At 41.4% G+C, this 24,206-nt stretch carries 14 protein-coding genes and 2 pseudogenes; 4 read left to right on the top strand and 12 right to left on the bottom strand.

Going from position 1 to position 24,206, the window contains the following annotated elements; genetic code table 11:
* Window position 1: 1 nt before the first annotated feature.
* Window positions 2-250, bottom strand: coding sequence for a hypothetical protein (locus BMF77_RS14125; RefSeq protein ID WP_015078072.1), 249 nt, complete (start codon window positions 248-250; stop codon window positions 2-4).
* A 213-nt stretch (window positions 251-463) separates the two neighbouring features.
* Here BMF77_RS14125 and BMF77_RS14120 point away from each other — a divergent pair, with 213 nt between their 5' ends.
* Window positions 464-1,096 (top strand): bifunctional 4-hydroxy-2-oxoglutarate aldolase/2-dehydro-3-deoxy-phosphogluconate aldolase, encoded by a 633-nt coding sequence (locus BMF77_RS14120; protein ID WP_148763615.1) that lies wholly within the window; start codon window positions 464-466, stop codon window positions 1,094-1,096.
* Between the two features lie 223 nt (window positions 1,097-1,319).
* Here the strand turns inward: BMF77_RS14120 and BMF77_RS14115 are convergent.
* Both BMF77_RS14115 and lepB read right to left on the bottom strand, forming a co-directional pair.
* Window positions 1,320-1,472 (bottom strand): annotated as a pseudogene (locus tag BMF77_RS14115) (MOSC N-terminal beta barrel domain-containing protein); the annotation flags it as partial.
* A 4-nt stretch (window positions 1,473-1,476) separates the two neighbouring features.
* Window positions 1,477-2,133 carry a signal peptidase I gene (lepB, locus tag BMF77_RS14110; protein WP_148763613.1) on the bottom strand — a complete coding sequence of 219 codons (657 nt, stop codon included), beginning with the start codon at window positions 2,131-2,133 and terminating at the stop codon, window positions 1,477-1,479.
* Window positions 2,134-2,416: 283 nt separating this feature from the next.
* Between lepB and BMF77_RS14105 the strand changes: the two genes are divergently transcribed.
* Window positions 2,417-3,739 (top strand): dihydroorotase, encoded by a 1,323-nt coding sequence (locus BMF77_RS14105; RefSeq protein ID WP_148763611.1) that lies wholly within the window; start codon window positions 2,417-2,419, stop codon window positions 3,737-3,739.
* Window positions 3,740-4,013: 274 nt separating this feature from the next.
* Here BMF77_RS14105 and BMF77_RS14100 read toward each other — a convergent pair whose 3' ends face one another.
* Window positions 4,014-4,616, bottom strand: a complete 603-nt coding sequence (locus tag BMF77_RS14100; protein ID WP_246862922.1) for a transposase — start codon at window positions 4,614-4,616, stop codon at window positions 4,014-4,016.
* 54 nt (window positions 4,617-4,670) lie between these two features.
* Here BMF77_RS14100 and BMF77_RS26745 point away from each other — a divergent pair, with 54 nt between their 5' ends.
* A complete protein-coding gene (locus tag BMF77_RS26745) occupies window positions 4,671-4,808 on the top strand; it encodes a hypothetical protein (RefSeq protein WP_168204358.1) in 138 nt (45 codons plus the stop codon).
* Window positions 4,809-5,015: 207 nt separating this feature from the next.
* Here the strand turns inward: BMF77_RS26745 and BMF77_RS14095 are convergent, their stop codons facing one another.
* The 5 genes from BMF77_RS14095 to BMF77_RS14075 all read right to left on the bottom strand — a co-directional run bounded on the left by BMF77_RS14095 (window position 5,016) and on the right by BMF77_RS14075 (window position 19,734).
* The gene (locus BMF77_RS14095) at window positions 5,016-6,335 is read right to left on the bottom strand and encodes an MFS transporter (RefSeq protein WP_168204436.1); all 1,320 of its coding nucleotides are present in this window, start codon (window positions 6,333-6,335) and stop codon (window positions 5,016-5,018) included.
* A gap of 158 nt (window positions 6,336-6,493) precedes the next feature.
* On the bottom strand, window positions 6,494-11,461 hold the full coding sequence (locus BMF77_RS14090) for a non-ribosomal peptide synthetase (RefSeq protein ID WP_148763609.1): 4,968 nt from the start codon (window positions 11,459-11,461) through the stop codon (window positions 6,494-6,496).
* Window positions 11,461-15,402: an amino acid adenylation domain-containing protein gene (locus BMF77_RS14085; protein ID WP_371735111.1), complete on the bottom strand. Its 3,942-nt coding sequence runs from the start codon at window positions 15,400-15,402 to the stop codon at window positions 11,461-11,463. Before BMF77_RS14085 ends, BMF77_RS14090 begins: the two co-directional genes overlap by 1 nt.
* A gap of 174 nt (window positions 15,403-15,576) precedes the next feature.
* Window positions 15,577-18,564 (bottom strand): Tn3 family transposase, encoded by a 2,988-nt coding sequence (locus BMF77_RS14080; protein ID WP_148762638.1) that lies wholly within the window; start codon window positions 18,562-18,564, stop codon window positions 15,577-15,579.
* 261 nt (window positions 18,565-18,825) lie between these two features.
* Entirely contained in the window at window positions 18,826-19,734 is a 909-nt protein-coding gene (locus tag BMF77_RS14075) for a tyrosine-type recombinase/integrase (protein WP_148762640.1), read from the bottom strand.
* Window positions 19,735-19,811: 77 nt separating this feature from the next.
* Here BMF77_RS14075 and BMF77_RS14070 point away from each other — a divergent pair, with 77 nt between their 5' ends.
* Window positions 19,812-20,270 carry a helix-turn-helix domain-containing protein gene (locus tag BMF77_RS14070; RefSeq protein ID WP_148762642.1) on the top strand — a complete coding sequence of 153 codons (459 nt, stop codon included), beginning with the start codon at window positions 19,812-19,814 and terminating at the stop codon, window positions 20,268-20,270.
* A 58-nt stretch (window positions 20,271-20,328) separates the two neighbouring features.
* On the opposite strand, the gene BMF77_RS14065 is transcribed toward BMF77_RS14070, so the two are convergent.
* The 3 genes and pseudogenes from BMF77_RS14065 to tsaE all read right to left on the bottom strand — a co-directional run bounded on the left by BMF77_RS14065 (window position 20,329) and on the right by tsaE (window position 24,056).
* Window positions 20,329-22,716 (bottom strand): condensation domain-containing protein, encoded by a 2,388-nt coding sequence (locus BMF77_RS14065; RefSeq protein ID WP_148763605.1) that lies wholly within the window; start codon window positions 22,714-22,716, stop codon window positions 20,329-20,331.
* Between the two features lie 437 nt (window positions 22,717-23,153).
* A pseudogene (locus tag BMF77_RS14060) lies at window positions 23,154-23,522 on the bottom strand (hypothetical protein); the annotation flags it as partial.
* Window positions 23,523-23,624: 102 nt separating this feature from the next.
* The gene (tsaE, locus tag BMF77_RS14055) at window positions 23,625-24,056 is read right to left on the bottom strand and encodes a tRNA (adenosine(37)-N6)-threonylcarbamoyltransferase complex ATPase subunit type 1 TsaE (protein WP_148763601.1); all 432 of its coding nucleotides are present in this window, start codon (window positions 24,054-24,056) and stop codon (window positions 23,625-23,627) included.
* Between the last annotated feature and the right edge of the window lie 150 nt (window positions 24,057-24,206).

Genomic DNA, 24,206 nt, shown 5'->3' with positions numbered 1-24,206 from the left:
TTTATCTTTCAATACTGGAATTAAAAATTGGTTCTACTCGAATCCCTGCAATCTTAGACGGACGTACCACCATATATTCTCCCTGAATATTTTTAATCGGTACGCTAATAAAATCATGAGAAGCTGACTTTGGCACAAGCTCACCGCTATACCACTTTTGAAATTCTTGAATAGTAGGAAAGCGCACTTCTTCCCGATGTCCATTGTCTAAGAGCAGGAAGACAGCATATTCGCTCGGAGTTCTGGGCATAAATTTACATGACTAAAGATACAGCTACTCCATTGTTCACCACGTTACACCACTTTGACAGTCTCAGGGCTAAATTTGCGTTCCTAAGTTTTAAGTTTCCGGCATTCTCCTGATAATTTTCGGTGAATCAGCAAGATGGAATGTTTTGATCCTGTTCCTAGGTTATGTTTATATTTGAGGTTTTTGACCTCTTGGTTACAAGTCACAGTAAAAATGTCTAATCAAGTTTGGTTATCACAGTTAAAAATACACCGAGCGATCGCGGTGATTCGCGCCCCAAAAATGGTATGGGGTGAGCAAATGGCCATAGCTGTAGCATCTGGGGGAATGCAGTTAATTGAAATTACCTGGAATAGCGATCATGCACCCGAATTAATTTCCCAACTCCGCGCCAAATTACCTAACTGTATGATTGGGACAGGAACGTTATTTAATGTCCAACAGTTAGAAGATGCGATCGCTTGTGGGGCGCAATTTCTCTTCAGTCCCCACACTGATCCCAAAATGATTCAAGCCGCAGTAGCCAAAAATATTCCGATTATTCCCGGTGCATTGACACCGACAGAAATTATTACCGCTTGGAATTATGGAGCAAGTTGTGTGAAGGTGTTTCCCGTGCAATCAGTGGGAGGAACTAGCTATATCAAAAGTTTACAAGGACCTCTTGGGCATATTCCCTTAATACCTACTGGTGGGGTGACATTAGAAAATGCCAAAGATTTTTTGCAAGTTGGTGCGGTAGCCGTAGGGTTGAGTAGCGAATTATTTCCGCAAGCATCAGTGTTACAGAAAAATTGGCAAGCAATCAGTCAACAAGCAAAAACCCTCATGCAGAGGTTACAATAGTAGTTACAGCCCACATTCCGGTGTGATGAGGTACTTATGTAGGGCTTGCTGAAAAAGTCTTTTCGTGAGAGGTAGGAGTATGGCTAACGCCACGCTTCGCTATCAATTACCAGCTACTAATCGGTGTGTTTACCATGAATAGCCTAATTTATCCTCACTGGGTGCATCCCTTACAAATGTTAGTTGCGGGTACGGTGGTTATTCAGAAATAAGATATTTCGATCCTATTACCATTGACAAACTTATTTTCTGCGTCAAAAAATGCAAATTCCCGGTCATACTCAAGTGCGCCACGGTCGAGAATAGTCGCCTTTTCTACTTCTATACCATCTAGCGACTTAATTGGATATAGCAAAATCTTGGCTAGATATGGCATCATTTCATGGTTTTGGAGATGAATAAGCAGGAGCTTTATCAATTGCACCCATTCTATCAAGTGGCCAAAAACGAACTACAGCCCGACCAATCATATTTTTTCGGGGAACAACACCCCAACAACGCCCATCATAACTATTAGGACGATTATCACCGAGCATTAAGTAAGAATTTGCGGGAATAATTTCCGGTTTAGCCAAAAAAGGAGGTTGGAGTCCGCTACTATTGCAAGCTTCAACAAAAGTCCGCACAGAAGAGGATAGGTAAACATTTTCCGGTAGAGGCTGGCTATTTATATATACTTTCCCTTTTCTGAGTTCTACTTTTTCCCCAGGTAAACCAATTACTCTTTTAATAAATGCTTCCCGTTCAGGATTATTCTGGATTTCTTGTGGCGGTAAAAATACGACTATATCTCCCCGTTCGGGGTTAGCAAATTTATATTTCACTTTATCAACAATAATCTTGTCTGCCAGCCACTGGTCTTTGACACCATGGAGGGTTGGTTCCATAGAACCAGTAGGAATCCAACGGGCTTCGGCAACAAAGGTACGAATTCCTAGAGCCAGAAAGATACTCAAGATCATCGTTTTACCTAGCTCTACTATCCAGGAATTATCAGGTTCTTGACTAGAGTTTTTATCAGACGCTTGATTTTGCATGAAATTGTTGAAGTATGTTAGGAGACTAGTATTGAACTCAGACAGATAGACTTGATATTATTAATCTTAACCAGATGGAGCAGATGACAGTTAAATAAAGTAAAAAAATCTAGTGCTTTTCTGTTGTCAGCTACAAACATTCAGGTTTTTAGCTTACTTGATGATAAACATTTTTTAACACAAAACCAAAATTAAAGGTTCTTCGTGCCAATTAAGTTTACCTTAAAGAAAAAGTTATCTATCATCCATAAATAGTTCCTTTATCCCGAAAAATCTTAAATCCATGTCAAATCCACAAAGTTTACTGATTCGTCACGCTGAAATTATTTTACCCAATGGTGAGTCAATGATTGGGGATGTGTTGATAGAAGGAAGGCACATAACCCAAGTAGGACAAGAAATCACTAATGCCAGACCTACCCGTGAGATTGACGCACAAGGTTTAACTTTGTTGCCTGGTGTGATTGACCCCCAGGTGCATTTCCGTGAACCAGGACTAGAATACAAGGAAGACTTGTTTACTGCCAGTTGTGCTTGCGCTAAAGGGGGAGTTACTTCCTTTCTAGAAATGCCGAATACAAGACCTTTAACCATTACTCAATCAGCTTTAGATGATAAGTTACAACGGGCAGCCCAGAAGTGCTTAGTTAATTATGGCTTTTTTATTGGGGCTACGGCGGATAATTTACCAGATTTACTTTCTGCCCAGCCAACACCGGGAATTAAGATTTTCATGGGGTCAATGCACGGAGATTTGTTGGTGAGTCAGGAAGACTCTCTAGAGGCGATTTTTGCCCAAGGAAGCCGTTTAATTGCTGTTCATGCGGAAGATCAAGCCAGAATTAAGCAACGAAAACAGGAGTTTGCGGGGATTACAGATATGGCTGTTCATTCCCAAATTCAAGATAATCAAGCGGCATTATTGGCTACCCAATTGGCATTAAAACTTTCTAAAAAATATCAACGCCGGTTACATATTCTGCATATGTCAACCGCAGAGGAAGCGGAGTTACTGCGTGAGGATAAACCAAGTTGGGTGACGGCAGAGGTAACACCACAGCATTTACTTTTGAATACTAATGCTTATGCAACTATTGGTAGTTTAGCGCAAATGAATCCACCATTGCGATCGCCCCATGATAATGAAGTTCTCTGGCAAGCCCTACGTGATGGTATTATTGACTTTATTGCCACTGACCACGCCCCCCACACTCTGGAGGAAAAAGCCCAAACTTACCCAAATACCCCTTCAGGAATGCCCGGTGTAGAAACTTCTTTACCTTTAATGTTAACCGCTGCTATGGATGGAAAATGTACTGTTGCCCAAGTTGTGCAATGGATGTCTAAAGCGGTCGCGGTAGCTTATGGTATTGCCAATAAGGGAGAAATTACTCCCGGTTATGATGCTGATTTAGTGTTGGTAGATTTAAAAAATTACCATGAAGTTAAACGGGAAGAAGTTGTCAGCAAGTGTGGTTGGAGTTCTTTTGAAGGTTGGAATTTAACAGGTTGGCCTGTAACAACAATTGTCGGTGGTGAAATTGTTTATAATCAAGGTCAGCTAAATACGCAAATTCGCGGACAAGCTTTAACTTTTAACGACTGACAAGGTAGCTAAAAATCTTTGTAGATTGCGTTTAATTATTCGATTCCATCGGTAGGGGTAAAGCAAGAGCTTCATTGGTGTTAACTTAACGAGAAAACCCATAATCTCCAAAAACCTAACCCCCCTGCCCCCTTCCCTACCAGGGAATGGGATTTTCAAAGCCTCTCCCCGACGCGGGGAGAGGTTTGGAGAGGGGTCAATTTATACATTCAAAACTTTTCAAACATCCTCTAAACACTCGGAAAATTTATGAGTCCGTTTTAACGGACTTGAGCTATGAGACAGGGATGTCAGCTTTATAGCCACAATCAGGACAAATATAAACGCGGTTTTTTAATGGCATTTTATGACGATGATTACCGCAATTAGAGCAGATATGAGAACTAGGGAAGAACCTATCCACAAGGATTAATTCACTCCCGAATTTCTCAGTTTTGTACTCTAATTGCCTTTTAAATTCATACATCCCACAATCTGCAATTGCACCCGCTAATTTGTGGTTCTTCAAAAATGTCTTAACGTGCAAATCTTCTATCTTAATTATGCTGTGGTTTTTAGCTAGATAGTAGGTTAATTTGTGAATAGAATCCTTGCGAATATTAGAAACTTTGGCGTGTAATTTAGCCAATTTTCTCACAGCTTTTTTGCGATTATTAGACCCCTTTAGTTTTCTGCTAACGCTACGCTGTAAACGTTTCATGCGTTTACTCTTATGGCGGTAGGCTTTAGGATTCTCGAATACTTCACCATTACTGCAAACTGCTAACTCCTTAATTCCTATGTCAACGCCAATGGTCTGTCTGTCTGCAAGTATAGGAGGTTTTTCAATCTCGTATTTAACAGAAATAAACCATTTATCAGCCTGTCTAGAAATCACGCAATTATTGTTGTGCTATGATATCTAGTATATCAGATATATTAGGATTTGGCAATGCCTCGGATTAAATTTAAACCACAAAATCAAGTAGCCTACGATAAATCACCCTTGCAATTTAAGGTTTTACCTGGAGTCAGAGAAAAAATTAAAACCGTCCCTAACACAGCAGCAACGGTTAAGGAAATTTGTTGATCAACTTATTGAAGACTTGGACAAACAGTAATATATGGATAGTTAGGGGTAGAAATTATCAAGCTGTTTCTACCCCTAAATTTGCTACAGTTTACAATGGTCTAGGCTGTTGCTGCTTACCAAAAAGCCATTGAACTTGACCCTAAAGGTTATTTAATCCACGATCCTTACATCCATCAAGAGTTGCACTTTATTTAATCCTCATTCCTAAATGACATCAGGCAATTCGTCTTCAATAAACCACAAGCGAGGATATCGGTAAGCTACAACAGTTACAAGTATGGCTATAATTTCCATCGTAATAAATAGCAGACCAATACCGCGACCTGGCCCTACTCCAATGATTTCTCCGATGCTTCCTGCCAATAGACCGTTCTTCGCCATTAAAGGCTCGAAAATTCGCTCTGCTAGAGGGCCAGCAACAACATAAGCTAGCGGGATACATGACATCCAAATCATTTTAATTGTAGCAAAGACCCTGCCCTGAACTTCGGGAGCCACTTTTCGGAGGAAGATCGCGTCGCAACAGCCATTGATGATTGGCATGCTGAAGAAAAACAAGAAATTGAGTAGGGCGAAGAGTGGCAAAGAAGTGCGTAAACCAAATGCTAAGATGATCATATGAGCGAAAAGATCGAAAGCAAAAATGCCACAGATCAGCGATCTGGGTCCTCCCCAAATAGTCATCGCCATACTGCCCAGCACCATCCCCACACCGCCAATGGATTGAATGGTTCCGAGTTCTGTAACTGAAGCGAATGTTAGTACCAAGGGTGTGAGCAAAACCTCAACCACTCCCGTAACAAAGTTGTCCAGCGCGAATAAAATCAGCAGCACTAACAGTCCGGGGCGAACGGCAATGTAAGTCCAGCCATAAACCACGTCTTGCCAGATAGAAGCTTTTCCATCTTCTGAAACCGCAGCCGTCTTAGTGTTAGGAAAGCGAACGAGTAACAGAGTTGTGAGGGCAAACAGGAAGGTAACAAGGTCAATTAGGATGACACCTTGAAGCTTTACAATTCCTAGCAAGACTCCTCCCAGTAGAGGCGAGATTAGCTGGGCGCAGGCTTCTCCTGACCGAACTACGCAGCTAGCACGCGGCAGGTATTTCTTTGGGATAAGCATTGATGTGGAAGCAGTGTAAGCTGGCAACTGAAAGGCTTTGAAGACAGAACTGAGACTAACGGCTAGGTAGATGTGCCAAATTTCCAGGCTTCCGGTAGCGAGTAATAGGGCCAGCACAGCTGTAGTTATGCCCGCACCAGAGTCAGAAACAATCATGCACCAGCGCCGATTCCAACGGTCTACCAATGCACCAGCTACCGGAGAAATCAGGATACAGGGTAGCATGGCAGATAACAAAATCAGAGAGAATTGGGTGGCTGAACCTGTACGCTGGTAAACCCACACTCCCAATGCAAAGCTAGTCAGACCGGACCCGGTTAGGGATACCAGTTGTCCGAACCAAACGATCAGAAAAACACCGATTCCACCTGTAAAGGGTCGAAGCTTAAGAAGCTTATTCATACTATTTTAAGTAGGTTAGCATTGAAAATTGTCGTTATGGCACTAGGCAAGAGGCAAGAGTGAAGAGGGTTTGGCCGATTTTACTTTTCGTTACATATTTCGGTTTTTTTCCGTTCACCTACTTAAATTTGTCAATGAAAATTTCTGCTATTTGGCGTTTATTTCGGCTCGACTGGCAACACATAGCCTTCACAATGCAAGTCGGCGGACTGAAAGCCCAACTGTTCTAAACCTTGATAATGCTGCACGCAAGTTTCTAGATTCAGTAATCCTACAGTGGGTTCCATATAGTCAAATCGAGTTGAGAGCAGACTGGACAGAACGCAACCCATTATGTGTTGGGAATTGGTTGGCACATATTCTTTCCATAAAGCTTCATTCAGGTTATTTTTTATCCATTCGGGTAGATGGATGACCGTTTCTATCTGCTGAGGTGCTAGAAGAACTCCTCCTTCGGTAAAGAGAATATCTTTCTGTTTCTCAAAGCGCTTAATTGCCTGTTCTGGGGAGAAGCAGTGTGGGCCAGAATCATCGACAATTAAAGTACCAGGTTTCACCCGTTCGATGTCGAGGATGTCTGGTACGTTGGTAGCGCCAATTATTAAAGTAGCGTCGTAGATTTCCGGCGGAAGTTCTGATGTTGATGTCGCTATTTGGATAGAACCTCGAAAACCTAAATCGCTGATGAGTTCGCGTTGAATATTTTGAATTGATTCCAGTTTACTGTAAACATCGCATAGGATAATGTTCGATGGATGCGGCAAGCATTTTAACATCAAGCGCAGGGTATTAAGACCAATCGAACCTAAACCGATGAATGCTACTTTCTCCTGCTCTAAAGAACGGTTGCTAAAGAGTAAAATTTTCTTAATCGTCAACACAACAGCAGAGCAGGTTGTAGCGTGTCCTGTAGTGATTTTTGGTAAGTCGGTACGTCCCTCAACAGCTTTGAGAATGGCACGACCGTAATCTGTTGCAGAGGGAATCAAACCTGTTAAAGAAACAGTTTTAGCACCGAGTCGCCCTGCCATTTCTAAAGCTTCAACAGTCATTTGTACGAGTTTCTGTGGGTCGCTGTATAGTTCATCCTCGAATATAGGCAGGGTTAAGCCTGCTATTCGACCCCATTTAGTCTCCATCACAGTATCCCACATCGGCAGGTTGTCAAACCAATTTTGAAGGATTTCATTGCGAGTTACGCTAGTTCCTTTTAGTGGGGAGAGAAAAAGATAACCCAGAGCGGCTGAGTCAATTGGTGCTATTTTTCCTACTGCAAACAAGGACAATAAGGAGCGCTGTTCTAGTTGGAAAAACGGAGATATGTCTGTAGTTTTGGTAAAAGATGCGGTCATAGTTCCCTCAATTTTCGCTTGGGGTTTTTCTGGAGTAAAAGATGTATTTTGGGTAGACAACTTCCAAAGCACTTGTGCTAATTCAGCTATAGTGGGGTAACTAAATAAAAGCTTGACTGAAACTTTAAGGTTCATCTCTACTGAAAGCTTAGATACCAGTGAAATAGCTTGCAGTGAATGTCCTCCCAGTTCAAAGAAATTATCATTGATTCCCACTTTTTTTAATCCCAAGAGTTCAGCCCAGATAGCAGCCAGTTTTGTTTCAGTAGGGGTGCGCGGTGAGACAAAATTATCTTCTCCTTCCTTGTCGAAACTCTCCAGTGGGGGTAAGGCGCGATGGTTTATTTTCCCGTTTGGAGTTAGGGGTAGTGCTTTCATTAGTACAAAACTGCTTGGCAGCAGATGATCGGGTAGCTTTTGTTTTAAGTAGTCGCGCAGGGAACCGCTGAGTGTGCGCTGTAAAGTTTTCCACAAGCCTTGAGTGTCCAACTGATAGGTTATACTTTGGTCAACTTTAGCCTGTTCGGAAAATGTAAGATTAAAACTAACCTCGACCTGTGGTGGACGCAACCACGCTACTGTCCCAGAAAGCCAACGCGGTTCGCTCTCTCCAGGCAGCAGCAGATGCAGGCGGACGTGTTGACCTTCAGTAATAGTAGTTGGCGTTGGCATACCCACTAGATCAACAGCGCCATTGGAGATATTTTCTGTGTGGAGTTTGATGGAGTTACCGTCTATTTCTAGTTGGCATTCACTGTGATAGGGGATGCGCTCTAGGATGAGGTTAGAGACGACATAAGCGACGAGGCGCTTGTTGCCTGGTGTGTCTTCTCGGCAAATGACTACTGCTTGGAGTACATTCGGGTGTTGTGCTAATAGTGCTTCAACTTCTCCCAGTTCGATGCGGAAGCCACGTATTTTTACTTGGTTATCAATACGACCAATAAATTCGATATTACCATCTGGTAGATAACGTGCCTTATCCCCTGTTTTATAGAGGCGAGAACCAGGTTCATTGCTAAAAGGGTTGGGAATAAATTTTTCTTCAGTTAAATCAGGTTGGTTTAAGTAGCCTCTTGCTAGTCCATCTCCACCAATGTATAATTCTCCTGGAATGCCAATCGGTACAGGTTGCAAAGACCGATCTAATACGTAGGTTTGAACATTCCGAATCGGACGACCAATCGGCAATGCTGCTGATGCTGTTTTTGCTGCTGATAAATCGTATATTGTGGCTCCTATAGTAGCTTCGGTCGGTCCGTAATTATTCACCAGACTCACTCGTTGTCCCACATACTCCAACCAAGTTTGCAATCGTTCGATTAGGGCTTTTTCTCCACCAATAATTACCAATCGTAATGACAGAGGGAGGGTAAACTTTTCTTGACTCAAGAAAAGGGTTAGTTCATGCCAGTAGGCTGTCGGTAGTACTAGAACAGTTAATTTCCAATCCCTGCACTTCTGCAAAAATATACCAACTGAGTCCAGCATGGAATCAGTACGCAAGACAAGGGTTGCACCTGATGTCAAGCTGGTATAGATTTCTTCAGCACTAACATCAAAACTGATCGAGGAGAATTGTAAAATGCGATCTGCGCTCCCCGCAGCAGCGAAGCTATCGCACTTCTTTATCCCATATTCAATATTGACGGCAGTGATATAATTTACAACAGACAGATGTGGGATGGTTACTCCCTTTGGTTTTCCAGTCGAGCCGGATGTATAAATGACATAAGCTAAGTTCTGGGTATTTACGGTATCACCAATATTTTTCTCACTGTATTCGGAGATCGCCTCCCATTGTGTATCCAGACAAACTACCTGTGCTTCATGCTTGGGCAGCTTGTCAACTAACCGTTGTTGAGTCAGCAGCACTGGCACAGCCGAGTCTTCTAACATAAAAGCCAAGCGTTCTTGAGGATACATTGGGTCAAGCGGAACGTATGCGCCTCCAGCTTTCAGGATACCCAAGATTCCTACTATCATCTCTAGAGAACGTTCTACACAGATACCCACTAAAGTTTCTGGTTTCACGCCTAGTGTTTGTAAATAGTGCGCTAATTGGTTAGCTTTGGCATTTAGTTCTCGGTAGGTTAACTGCTCGTCTTTAAAGATGACTGCTACTGCGTCTGGTGTTTGTTCTACTTGCGCTTCAAATAATTGATGAATACATAGATTGTGAGGATAGTTAAGTTGGGTTTTATTCCACTCCACTAATAACTTGTGTTGCTCAATCGCACTCAAAATTGGTAAATTTGATAGCTTTTGTTCTGGATTCCCGACAATACCTGCTAACAGCGTTTGCCAATGCTGTACCATACGGGTAATAGTCGCTGCATCAAATAGGTCTGTACTGTATTCAAATGCCCCTGTTAAACCCTGCTCGGTTTTCTGCAAAGATAAGCCTAAATCAAACTTAGCAGTATGATTTACTCCAGCATCAGATATATTAATTGTTAAATCTTTGAGGGTAATAGTAGATACTGACTCATGTTCCAAAGCAAAATCTATTTGAAACAAGGGTGTGTAGCTTAAGTTACGCTCTGGGTGCAGTGCTTCTACTAACTTCTCAAAAGGCAGGTTTTGATGATCGTAAGCTTCTATTACTACTTTTTTAACTTGTTGTAATAACTGGAGAAATGTAGGGTTGTCTGATAAATCAGTGCGTAGAACCAAATTATTGACAAAAAAACCAATCATTCCTTGGATTTGAGAGTGCTGACGATTAGCAACTGGAGTGCCAACAACGATATCTGACTGGTTGGTGTAGCGATAGAGTAATATTTTAAATGCTGTGAGTAGCAGCATAAAAAGTGTGACTCCCTGCTGCTGACTCAAACTTACGAGTGCATCACTAATGTTTTGCTCAATGCTAAAAACTTGCGTGGCTCCGCAAAAGGATTGTACCGCTGTTCGGGGGCGATCGCTTGGCAATTCTAACAAAGTTGGCATTAGAGCTAGTTTTTGCTGCCAGTAAGCGAGTTGAGACTCTAGAACTTCTCCTTGTAACCACTGCTGTTGCCACACAGCAAAGTCTACATACTGAAGGTGTATTTCTGGTAAATTTGGCGTATGATGCTCCACATAAGCAGAGTAAGCTGTGGTTAACTCCTTCAAAAAGATATTGACAGACCAAGCATCAAAGATAATGTGGTGAATTGTTAGTAGTAGAACACTTTCTGTTGGGGTAAGCTGGACTAGCTGTGTCCGCAGTAGAGGATCTTGAGCGAGATCAAATACATACTTAGCTGCATCTGAAGCTAATTTCTGATACTCTAGCTCCTGTTCACTTGCTGGTAGAGGACGCAAATCTATGACTGGCAATGTAAAATCTCTAGTGGCAGCAATCGCCCCAAGGGGTTCTCCATTTACGGTAATAAAGTTAGTGCGGAAGATTTCGTGGCGATTGATGAGTAATTGCAAGCTTGACTCTAAGGCGGCAATATTGAGTTGACCCCTAAACTGCAAGCTAAACGGCATATTATAGGAGGGGCTGTGAGGCTGTAGTTGGTTGACAAACCAAAGACGTTGTTGGGCAAACGAGAGAGGAAAAGTATTGTTCTCTGTTCTGGATATAGGAGCGATCGCAGTAATATTAGTTTGAAGATTCGCTTGTTGTAAAAACGAGATAATCTCAGTTTTGCGATCGCTAATTGCTGATTTTAGCTTGGGGGTGAGAGTTCCTTCAGGAGCATTGCAACGAAGGTGATCGCCTTCAATAAATAGGTTAATATCCAGCCTACGGAGGTAGTTAACAAACTCAATTGTATTCATTAAAATTCCACTTCTTCTCTGGTAGAGACTGTATTGTTGCTAGTGTCAAGACTTTGGTTTACCCAAGAAATTGCTTCAATGTAGTTAGAAAGACTAGCTACAGTAGGATCTTCAAACAACTTAGATAAGGGCAACTCTACCCGACAGGCATCATTCACTTGTAAGAGCAGTTGAGTTGCTAGTAAAGAATGTCCACCCAATTCAAAAAAATTATCATTTATACCCACTTGTGATACTCGCAAGACTTTTTCCCAAATGGATGCAACCAATTCCTCTGTAGGAGTCTGAGGAGCTACAAAAGTCGGTTCCAGTTCGGGTCTTAATTCAGGTTGGGGGAGGGCGCGACGGTCTACTTTGCCATTGGGTGTTAGTGGTAGTGTCTCCAGCACAACAAAAGCACTAGGCATCATGTAGTCGGGCAGTTGCGCTTTTAAGAAGTGGCGTAGGTCACTATTTGTGGGTGCTGGCTCTTGATGCGGGACAAGATAAGCTACTAATTGTTTGTCACCTGCACTGTTTTCTCTGGCGATGACTACAGTTTCTCGCACTACTGGATGCTGTGTAAGCACTGCCTCAACCTCGCCCAACTCAATGCGGAAGCCCCGTATTTTTACTTGGTTATCAATGCGACTAAGATATTCAATATTGCCATCTGGTAAATAGCGGGCTAAGTCCCCAGTTTTGTAGAGGCGAGAACTGGGTTTGTTGCAAAAGGGGTTGGGAATAAATTTCGCTTCCGTTAAATCGGTTCGGTTGAGATATCCCCTCGCTAATCCCACACCAGCAATATGCAATTCTCCAGTAACACCGATGGGAACGGGTTGAAGGTAGCCATCGAGAATATAAATGTGTGTGTTCTGAACAGGCTTACCAATTGGTGTGTTTTTGTAGCTCTCGATTCGAGGATGAACAGAATACAGAGTAGCACAAACTGTAGCCTCAGTTGGTCCATACCCGTTAGTGATTAGTAATTCAGGAAGTTTTTCTACAATTTCTACTAACAACTGTTCATGAATTGGTTCTACTCCAACTAGCAATCTTTGCAAGAATAGCTTATTAGCTTCTAAGGGATTCAACCACTCAACCAACTCCTTGAGCATAAATGGAGGAATATATGCGCTGCGAATCTGGTTAGTACATAGCCATCCAAAAAATCCTTCGCTGTTCAGCTTTAAATAGTCTGAGGGAATCAATAATGACCCACCAGATAAGAGAGGCGTGAAGATTTCATAAACTGAAACATCAAAGTTAATAGAAGTCCATAAACTACATTTATCTCCAATAGAAATTGGCTTGCGGCTTTGAATGTCGTCTAAGAGATTCACTACACCTGTATGATTACAACAAACCCCTTTTGGTTTTCCTGTTGAGCCAGAGGTGTAGATAACATAGGCGAGATTGTCTGCTTTCACATCCTGGGCAAGATTCTCTTGACTGTGCTTGCTAATGTCTTTCCAATCTTTATCCAAGTACACCACTTGGGCTAAGTGTGCAGGTAACCCTTCAGCTAACTGGGACTGTGTGAGCAATACTGGCACAGTCGCATCTTTTAGTATGAAGGCAAGCCGCTCTTGAGGATAGGCAGGGTCGAGCGGAACATAAGCCCCTCCTGCTTTGAGAATGCCAAGAATGCCGATGACCATCTCTAGAGATGGCTCGACGCAAATCCCCACCAACACTTCTAGCCCTACACCCAGTGATCGCAGATAATGTGCCAACTGGTTAGCTCTTGCATTCAATTCCCGGTAAGTTAGTTGTTTGTCTTCAAACACTACTGCTATAGCATTGGGCGATCGCTCTACCTGTTCCTCAAACAACTGATGGATACACTTATCATGGGGATACTCAGTAGTGGTGTTGTTCCACTCAAAGAGCAACTGCTGGCGTTCGGTTTGAGTCAATAACGGCAATTCAGAAATTCGTTGTTCTGGATTAGCAACGATTCCCTCTAGTAATGTCTGCAAATGTTCTGCCATCCGCTCAATGGTAGTCGCATCAAACAGATCGCTATTGTATTCCCATTCCCCTATCAATCCAGAAGCAGTATTCTCCATTGATAGGGTCAAATCAAACTTGGTCGTTCCACTTTCCACTGAATACGAACTTACAGTTAAGTCAAGCAGATCCATTGAAGGCACCAGAGCGTCGTCGAGCGCGAACATCACCTGGAATAGGGGCGTGTGGCTTAAGGAACGCTCTGGTTGCAATGCCTCTACCAACTGCTCGAAGGGAAGGTCTTGATGAGTGTAAGCTTGCAGCGCTACTTCCCGGACTCTGCGGAGTAATTGCTCAAAAATAGGGTTGCCCGACAGATCGGTACGCAATGCTAAAGTATTGACAAAAAAGCCAATTAGCCCTTCGATTTCCTGTGGAGTGCGGTTAGCCACAGGCGTACCTATTACGATGTCATCGGAGCCTGTATAGCGATAAAGCAATGTCACAAACGCTGCATATAGCGTCATAAACAGGGTGACTCCTGTTCCCTTGCTCAACTCGGCAAGTGCTTCGCTCAACTCAAGAGAAAGTGCTATATATTGGTGTGTCCCCCGGAAAGTTTGAACAGCAGGTCTTAGTCGGTCTGTGGGTAATTCTAATAAAGTAGGAGCATCCTTTAGTTGTTGTTTCCAGTAGTTAAGCTGTGTTTCGAGTACCTCCCCAGTTAACCAATGGCGCTGCCAAACAGCAAAGTCAGCGTACTGTACGGGTAATTCCGGTAAAATTAGAGGTTTACCAGTACATTTGGCTTCGTAGAGCGCGGCTAACTCCCGGATGAACACGCCTGTTGACCACCCATCAAAAATAATGTGGTGTACTATTAGTAGAAAAACGTACTCAGATGAGCCTAGCTGTAGCACCATCACTCGCACTAAAGGCTCTCGTTCTAAATCAAAAGGTTGCTGTGCCTCATTTGTGGCTAATCGTTGCGCCTCAACTTCTCGCTCATCAAACGGCAGATTTTGTAAGTCTACAAACAGCAGTTTCAATTCTAGAGTTGAGGCTATAACCTGAATAGGTTGACCTTCTATTGTTGTGAAGTTTGTGCGTAAGGCTTCATGACGACGGATGATTTCGTTGATGTTGCTTTCTAAAGCAGTGACATTGAGTTGACCGCTCAGACGTAAGGCGGTTGGGATATTGTAGAAGGCACTGTTTGGCTGTAATTGGTCAAGGAACCACAACCTTGCTTGTGCGAAGGATAATGGAATATTGCCTGAGTGTGGAATTGGTAATAGCGGTTGAACTGGTATGGATTGTCCGCTATTGAGCGAATTCTCAACTTGTTGAGCAAGGGAGGCTACTGTGGGGGTTTCAAACAGGCTGCGTAATGGTAATTCCACTGCTAAGGTGTTGCGTACCCTCGATATCACTTGAGTTGCTAGTAAGGAATGTCCACCGAGTTCAAAGAAATTATCGTCAATGCCCACTTGTTCAATTCCCAGAACACAACCCCAAATGTTAGCTAGTATTTCCTCAATCGGAGTGCGAGGAGCTACAAAAGTCGGTTCCAGTTCGGGTCTTAATTCAGGTTGGGGAAGGGCGCGACGGTCTACTTTGCCATTGGGTGTTAGTGGTAATGCCTCCAGCACAACAAAAGCACTAGGCATCATGTAGTCGGGCAGTTGCGCTTTTAAGAAGTGGCGTAGGTCACTATTTGTGGGTGCTGGCTCTTGATGCGGGACAAGATAAGCTACTAATTGTTTGTCACCTGCACTGTTTTCTCTGGCGATGACTACAGTTTCTCGCACTACTGGATGCTGTGAAAGAGCTGCCTCAATTTCGCCTAATTCAATGCGGAAGCCACGAATCTTTACTTGGTTGTCAATACGTCCGAGATATTCGATGTTTCCATCTGGTAAATAGCGTGCTAAGTCCCCAGTTTTGTAGAGGCGAGAACCAGATTCATTGCTAAAGGGGTTAGAGATAAATTTCTCATCAGTCAAATCGGGACGGTTGAGGTAGCCCCGTGCTAAACCAGCCCCAGAGATATATAACTCACCTGGTATCCCAATTGGTAAAGGTTTGAGGTGACTATCTAAAATATAAATTTGTGTATTGGGTATTGAGCCGAGATACGTGTAAAAACCTGCAAGATGGTCTGGAAACGCTTGCTGTGTCTACATTTCAAAGATTTCTGGAGGAAGATTAATCGCCGACTCCAAAGGTTGAGGAATATTATGTAAATTCACCACATAATCACCGTATCTTTTGATATGTCTTGTAATATAAGGACTCAAAGCAGCAAGGTATCGCATAGGAATCACCTCACCCTGTGACATCAACTTTTGAATCGCCAACGACATATCCACCGTATTTTGCAAAATCACCGCACTGGCCACCAAATCCAAATACTTTAACCGCTTTTCCTGCTCAATCGGATCATTCTCAGTAATCATCCCTTGCTTACCAAAAAATACCCAATCCAGAAAACCATTATACATCTCCACAACATTTGTTACCGCCGTAATTTCCCGTCTCAAAGTAACATTAGAAATATAATCCAGCAGAAACATAGTCCGCACCACCTTACCTAACTCTTGAAAAGCTTGATAAAGACGATTTTTGCGACTGTAGCTCCCCAACTTACGTAACAACGTCGAAGGCATCACCTTCCCAGCCTTAATTGACAGCACCACCCGCATCATGTCAGACCAATGAGTCTGAATTAAACTCCAATTCACCACACCCTTAAACAGTGGCTCAATATGCTGATAGCTCACATCCGTACCAGGACGCACAAAACTAAGATCCTGCCAATTACGGATACGTGGCATCAACTTAATACCCAGAAGATAGGAAATAGCAAACACAGGTCCAGACTGACCTTGAGTATCTGCGTGCAACGTATCCGGCTGAATATCCGAAAGATTTTTCAACAACCCATCCAAAATATAAACCGCTTCCCAAACCCCACAAGTGATGAAGTGAGTAAACAAAGCAATGTATTTATCCGAGACATGATGATAGGCAATACCACCATAACCACCGTAACGAATATGATACTCACTGTGTAAATTATTCTCGTATATCTCAAACTTACTGCCATCCGCTGCCACCTTTTTCCCTGTCCCCCAACAAGAAGGTAAAGTAAACCGATTATAAGCATTAATAACATCCCGAATTGCCGCTTCAATCTTGGCAGCACTAACATGACGACGGTTAGTATAAGAAATTTCATGGGCAGTCACCATACCCCCCGAATGACGAGCCATTTGATTAGGTCCAAGATTGCAACCGTAACCAAAAGTAGTAAAAATATAACGTTCCCCTGGGTCAGATATTTTGGCTTCACTTCCCGACATCAAACCAAAATGTCTAGTCCAATTTAACCAATGCTCAACATTGCACAATATATCTAAAATACTCCGTTCCGGCATCAGCGCCCGGATTTTCGACTCCAATAAATCCACCTCTGGGGGTTGAGTAAATGATGGTGGTTTCTTTAATACAGGGTCGCCCTCCTTATTAATTGTAAATTGTTTATCAACAGCACAAATATTATCTACTTTCTCAGCAACTTGTGTTAAACATAAGCGTAAATGTTCGACAAAATCCGTTGGATTAGCCGGAAAACCAATTAAGTTACAGTAATCTTTTATTAATGGTTCACACTCAACAGGACTTAATAATTGTTCGCGGAAATCCGCGTAGCTTTCCGACCCCACAACACAGGCATCTCCCGTTTTAAATTCAGTCGCCAAATTGTAAAAGATGCAAATTTCTAATTGCTGACGTACCAAAACCTCGGTGTCATCAATTTCGGCGACGACTAGCGCCCGCCAGTTATTACTAATAAAATCCAAATTGATATCAAAAGGCAAATATTTAGAACGTTTGTGTTCATGATCTAACACAAATTGCAAAGCTGCAATCACTGATTCATCCGCAGAAGTAGAGAGAATATCTAGAGAACGCACTAAACTAAACAGTGCTTTGCGGTTGGCAGCATAAAACCGCCACATTAATGGTAAATAGTTATTGGTATTGTACGCCGCAATTTCATCTAATTTTTGTATCAGCAATTCTGCCCCACCATGTTCATCCAAAATTGACTGCACCTGTTCTCCAAATACAGCATTATCCTTGGTTTCCTTGGCTTGTTTGGATGCTTGTAATACTTGTCCCAATGTTGCTAACAACTCTGATGTTTCTGTCAGATGTTTATCCCGGAGTTCCTGCAATCGCAGTTTGGCATTATTTTGAATCTTCAAAATACGTTTAATAAACATCTCAACCAGATAATCACGAGTTTTTACCTGTGCTTCGTACAATAGACATAATAGCAATGTCCGCCGTTTGGGTAAATTAATATCTTGAAATTCTGTGATATCTAAAGTTCTAGCATAAGCAGCAAAATGTCTAACTTTGGTAGGAGTAATATTTTGTAGTAATCGCTTGGCATCTCCAAAAGTCATGAGCATATCAAACTTGTTTTGCAGGAGTTTCATCCCATTTAGTTTGGCACTTTTAGGTGGCGATTTTAATAAATTCAGGGTGGCATTTTCATTATCCTCCTCCTTGTCTATCACCACGAGCAATTGGTCTAAATAAATTTGTTCGGTAGTTGAAAGTCCTTGAGAACAAAGTGTAAATAACCGATTATTGACCATTGACCGAATGTGGCGAATTAATCGGTCAAGGGTGCTAAATGCTGGTAATTCGTATCGTTCTTTCACTAATTCCTCAATTGCCACATTGATTAAATCAGCAGGGTGGTCTTTAATTTGGGCTGCTTCTGCAACTAATGTGGCTATTAATCTTTGACCTGTTTTATCATATTGTTTGACTCCTAAATACTCCCGAATAATATTTTTATAGGTATGACGTTGGCGTTCGGAGGGTATTGCTTTTACTGAGTCTTGTAACTTTAAACACGACCGTAAATGTTTAATTACCGCAATTGGGATCTGTTCAGGATGAGGGAAATATCCTAGACGTTGAAAGGATTTCAACATCACCATTAACCGTAGCAATCCTTCATGGTTCTTGGTTTTAGACTTGACAAACTTGATTTCTGTAGGTGTTGGAGTGTAAAGTTCTGCCAGTTCTTTGGGGTCAGGAAATTGTTTAAATTTGGGATAAGCGGTACGGTCAATTGATGTCATTCAAGTAATATTTAAAACATATAATAATCTAGTGGAAATTTTGAAAATATACTGTTTCAACAAGGCTTTAATCTGAAAACCCGTTTATAAATCAAATACGAGTCTTATATAATACTAAGATTACTCAAAATGGTTTTATCCCTCACTCCCCTACCAAAGAGTATTTTATATTCTTTTGGGTAGAAATTGACAATGCCGATAAAAATGTTGTTTTTTCGCTCAAAAAGTTGTCAATAATTATGAATGTTATGGTGACTCAGTTCAGCTTTGTAGTTCTGGATTAATCAGCATATTTAAGGCGTGACGGGCGGCTGATTCGGCTTTTTGGGAGGTAACTTTCTGGTAGCGTAATGTGGTTTGAATGCTTTCATGTCCCATGAGTGAACGTAATTCTTCTATGCTGATTAATCCTACTCGTTCTGTAGCATAAGTATGGCGTAAATCATGAATGCGTACCCCGGTTAATTCGGGATTGGTATTGGTAATTTCTCGCCAATAATCATGCAATGTATGATAGCTAATTCTACTGACTTTGAGGGTAACTGGATGTTGTGCTGTAAACAATGCGTTGATATTTTTATGTCGTGTGTGTTGGAAATATTTATTTAGTGATTGGGCGGCATCATTGCTATAAAAGCACCACCTTTGTTTGTTGCCTTTTCCCAATACCTGAAATTTCTGATTTTTGATATCTAGGTCTGATAAATTCAGTGCTAAAAGCTCTCCTATTCTACATCCTGTGCGATGCAATAGATGAATTATTGCTGATAGTCGCAAGTCATCTTTGGTTGCTGTATAGAGGATATTTAGCTGGTCTGGTGTTAGATATCTTATGAGAGTATCGCTTTTATGTTCGCCTTTTTCTCGTTGTGGGGGACGCTGTTTTAATCCCTGAATTGGGTTGATTTTTATATACTCTTGTTGGACGGCGAAGTTAAATAGACTTTGCAGTATTGCTTGATGCTTATGGTGGGTTGTGTATTTTAAATGTGAGAGGCTATCTAGATACTCTATTAATGTTTGCTTACTGATTATTTCGATTAGCCAACTTCCATATTCTGCTAGGAAGTTTAAGAGGGTTAGTTCGTAGGTTTTAATGGTACTGGGTGCTAGTCCAGTCCGTTCTAAAAATTTGACGGCAACGGTGGCTAATGTGACAGCTTGCTTCACGGAAATTTGTGTGTTTTTAGCAAGGTTATTTATTCCTAAATTATATATCTTTTAGGGAGAAATATTGGCAGTGTTTTATGGATACTTTTAAAACTCCAAAACCTGGAGAATCTCTGTCCGACTATGTTTTGCGGATGAGAAAGGAACTCAATTTAACTCAGTTTGAGGTGGCGAATGCGGCTGGTGTTCATTCTCGCTCTGTGGGGAAGATTGAACGGGGATTGACAAGGAAACTTAGCCATAAAACTCTTGGCGGTCTTGCTTTGGCTTTGTCTGTGCCTGTTGAGTATTTGCAGGCTGTTGTCAGGGGAGAAGAGGTTCTGGTAATGGCAGCGATTAAGTTTTGCCCCCAATGTTGGAATCCTGGTGGCGTTGTGGATTCAATGTGGGGAAATGTTCGGGCTAGGTTTTGTTATCTATGCGGTACGCAATTACGGTCTAGTTGTGCTAATTGTGGTGAGTTGGTGGTGTCGTTGAGGTATAAGTTTTGTCCTCTGTGTGGAAAACCTTATAAGGATGGGGGGAAAAATTGTTGAAAGCTAGACACAGTAGGCATTTCCAGACCATCTTGCAGGTTTTTACACGTATCTCGGCTCAATACCTATTGGCTATTGGTCGTCCAATAGATACAATATTATCTTCAGGTTGAATCAAACTAAAGGTGGAATAAGTCGTATCTTCCGAGGGTCCGTAAAGGTTAAATACCTGTTGAATATTAGTATTTTGATATAGTTGCTGCACAAGTTTTTTTGCAAGCGGTTCGCCCGCCAGGTTGATAGTACGTACTGAAGCGGGTATACCATCAATTCGGAGCAATTGAGCGATTGCAGAAGGTACAGTATTAACTAGGGTAACTTGTTCAGTTGCAGCAAAACTGGGCAATGCCAAGGCATTTTCCACTAAAATCACCTTGCCTCCGCAACTTAAAGGTGCAAACAACTCAAAAACTGACAAATCAAAGCAAATTGAAGTTGCAGCCAGAACTCCCGCGAAATCCTTTGCGGTAAACACCTTTGTTGCCCAACTTAAAAAGGCAACTGTACTGCGATGTTCGATAATAACTGCTTTAGGTCTACCTGTAGAACCTGAGGTATAAAGAACATAAGCTTTATATTTGGGTAAAACTATTGTTTGGAGATTTTCGCTGCTTTGTTTGCCAATTGCGTCCCAGTCAGTATCTAAACAAATAACTTGCGCCGAATGTTTCGTTAATTGAGTCAACAGTCTGCTGTGGGTAAGCAACACAGGCACTTGAGCATCTGACAGCATGAAAGCCAATCGCTCTTGAGGATACTTAATGTCTAGGGGAACATAAGCACCACCCGCTTTGAGTACACCCAACAACCCCACTATCATCTCAATGGAACGTTCTACACAGATACCCACCAAAACTTCTGTCCCTACACCCAGAGATCGCAAGTAGTGTGCCAACTGGTTGGCTCTTGTGTTCAATTCACGATAAGTCAGTTGTTCCTCTTCAAATACCACTGCCACAGCGTCAGGCGATCGCTCTACCTGTTCCTCAAACAACTGATGGATACACTTATCTTGGGGATACTCAGTAGTGGTGTTGTTCCACTCAAAGAGCAACTGCTGGCGTTCGGTTTGAGTCAATAACGGCAATTCAGAAATTCGTTGTTCTGGATTGGTTGCGATCGCTTCCAGTAGAGTTAGGAAATGTTCCGCCATCCGAGCGATCGTTTCAAGATCAAATAAATCAGTATTATATTGCCAACCTACCTGAAGAACTTCTCCAGCTTCCATAATCATTACATCCAGATCAAAGCTTGCCCCCCGTTGATGTCCGAGTGGGTATGGCTCCATCTGAAGTCCTGAATCCTGACAGCAGGATAAATTTTTCAAAGGCTCACCCCAACGTTGCTTTTGCTCAGTAAAGCTGACTTGGAACAGTGGAGAACGACTAGGATCTCGTTGAGGCTGAAGCTTGTCTACTAAAAGTGGAAAAGGATAATCTTGATACTTCTGAGCTTCTTTGACTGTTCCGCTGATCTGATCCAAAAAATCTTTGAAAGTTAGGTATCCTGAAACTGTTGTCCGCAAAACGACAGGGTTAACAAAGTAGCCAACGACTCCTTTAAACTTTCGATCCAATCTACCCAACATTGGACTGCCTACTAGAATATCCTCTTGATTAGAGTAGCGGTAAAGCAACACAAAAAAAGCAGCTAAGGTAATCTTGTAAAGACTGGTTCCAGAAGCTATAGCTAGATTCCTAAGTTTTTGAATTAATTGTTCATCTAGCTTTAAAATATGCGTTTCTCCCTGATAGGTCTGTACAGGAGGGCGCGATTTGTCTGTTGGCAGATTTAAAATAGATAACTCACCAGCTAATTGTTTTTGCCAATATTCCCTCAGTTCTTCTCCTCTGGAACTAGATAGTAATTCAGATTGCCAACGTACAAATTCTATATAGGATAAATTCTCAGCAGAATCTTCTTGCTGAAAGTCAATTTTTTCGATTTCTCCTATATAAAAGTTTTGAAATTCATTAAGTAATATATCAAAAGACCACAAATCACCAGCAATGTGGTGCATTGTTAATAAAAGAATATGTTCTTCAACTGATTGCGTGAATAGATTGATTCGCAAAACCGAATCAATTTCTAGGTTGAAAGGACGGTCAGTTTCAATAAAGATTTGTTCTCGTAAATAATCTTCACTCCAATTTGAAGCATCTGTTATTTGAATATCAACTTCTTGCTTTTCGTGAATCCGCTGAACTGGTGTTCCTGCATAGGAAGTGTATGTGGTACGCAGAATAGCATGACGCTCAATAATTTTATTCCAAGCTCGACGCAAAGCTTCAATATCTAATTTTGAGCTAATTCGCACAGTTGTAAAAATGTTGTAAGCAACACTTTCTTGGTCAATTTGGTAAAGAAACCACAAAGCTTGTTGACCATAAGAAAGAGGATAAAAGGCGGAGCTATGCGGATTATCAAAGACAGATGATCCAATCATTTAATTTAGTTTAAGTGTAAGTAGGTTAGCATTGAAAATCGTCGTTCGATATAATCAATGTACAGTGAATTAATACTAATAAATTAACATTAGGTTAATTTCATATTAATTTTTACCATAAAAAAAAGAGACGCAGTTAATACTAATAAATTAACATTAAGTTAATTTCATGTTAATTTTTACCATAAAAAAAGAGACGCAGTTAATACTAATGAATTAACATTAAGTTAATTTCATGTTAATTTTTACCATAAAAAAAAGAGACGCAGTTAATACTAATTAATTAACATTAGGTTAATTTCATATTAATTTTTACCATAAAAAAAAGAGACGCAGTTAATACTAATGAATTAACATTAAGTTAATTTCATGTTAATTTTTACCATAAAAAAAAGAGACGCAAGAGCCATAAATCCCACATTCCGCACCCCAAACTGTCACAGAGGTAAATTACGTAGAGACAAAATCAAAGAGAGCATCAAAACAGTCCAATTAGAAATATGTTCTTCCTGATTGAGTGTAACTAAATGAATACACTGAACAATACCTTGTCCATTTCTTGTAGGTTGGGTTAAGCGACAGCGCAACCCAACGCATTTGTTGGGTTTCATGCTAATTGCTCCGCGAACGTTTACGTGACCCAACCCAACCTTGTATCTTAGAGGTATGTTAGAGGAAGTGGGGCGGTTAGTTGCTTTACCTAATTGATTTTTAATTGTTGATTTAGACTCCAAAAGAGCATTTCTAATGTGACGTTGAGCCAAAGTATAAACCAGTAGACATAAACCCATAATCATTCCTAGAGACTCATGTTACTCTCTTTTGTGCTGTGTTCTTTCTATTCACAGCTTACACTGGGAGAGCTTTTTTACTCACTCACCGACTTTTCAAACACCCTCTTAGTAATACTAATTCCCGCAAACCATAATTTCGGCTTGACGGCTGCCATTTTCACCATAGTTTAAACATATCTTTAAATAACTATCTGGTAGATATGGCATTCTTTCAGCCCATTCAATGGCGACAATTCCCGGTGTTACTTCTATGCCTTCCCAGTAACTTTCGAGATTCAATCCAGTAACTTCTTGAGGTTCTAAACGGTATAAATCTAAGTGATAAAGAGGAATACGTCCTTCTGTGTACTCATTAATCAGAGTAAAAGTAGGACTAACAATAGAGTCAATTATCCCCAATCCTTTACCAATACCTTGCACCAAAGTAGTTTTACCAGCACCTAAATCACCTTCTAGCAAAATTACACTACCAGCAGTCAAAGTTTCCCCAAAGGTAATACCTAATTGCTGTGTTGCTTCTATATCTGGAAGGAAAATCTTATTCATTGGTAATTGGTAATTGGTAATTGGTAATTGGTAATTGGTAATGTCTAAGAGGGTGTTTGAAAAGTTTTGAATGTATAGACTGACCCCTCTCCAAACCTCTCCCCTGCAAGGGGAGAGGCTTTAAAACCCCCATTCCCTTGCAGGGAAGGG

Origin of the sequence: Dolichospermum sp. UHCC 0315A (assembly GCF_008121535.1) — a bacterium.
Lineage (GTDB): Bacteria > Cyanobacteriota > Cyanobacteriia > Cyanobacteriales > Nostocaceae > Dolichospermum > Dolichospermum lemmermannii.
The sequence above is the reverse complement of the archived record's forward strand: the minus strand, read 5'-3'. Positions and strand labels throughout refer to the sequence as shown.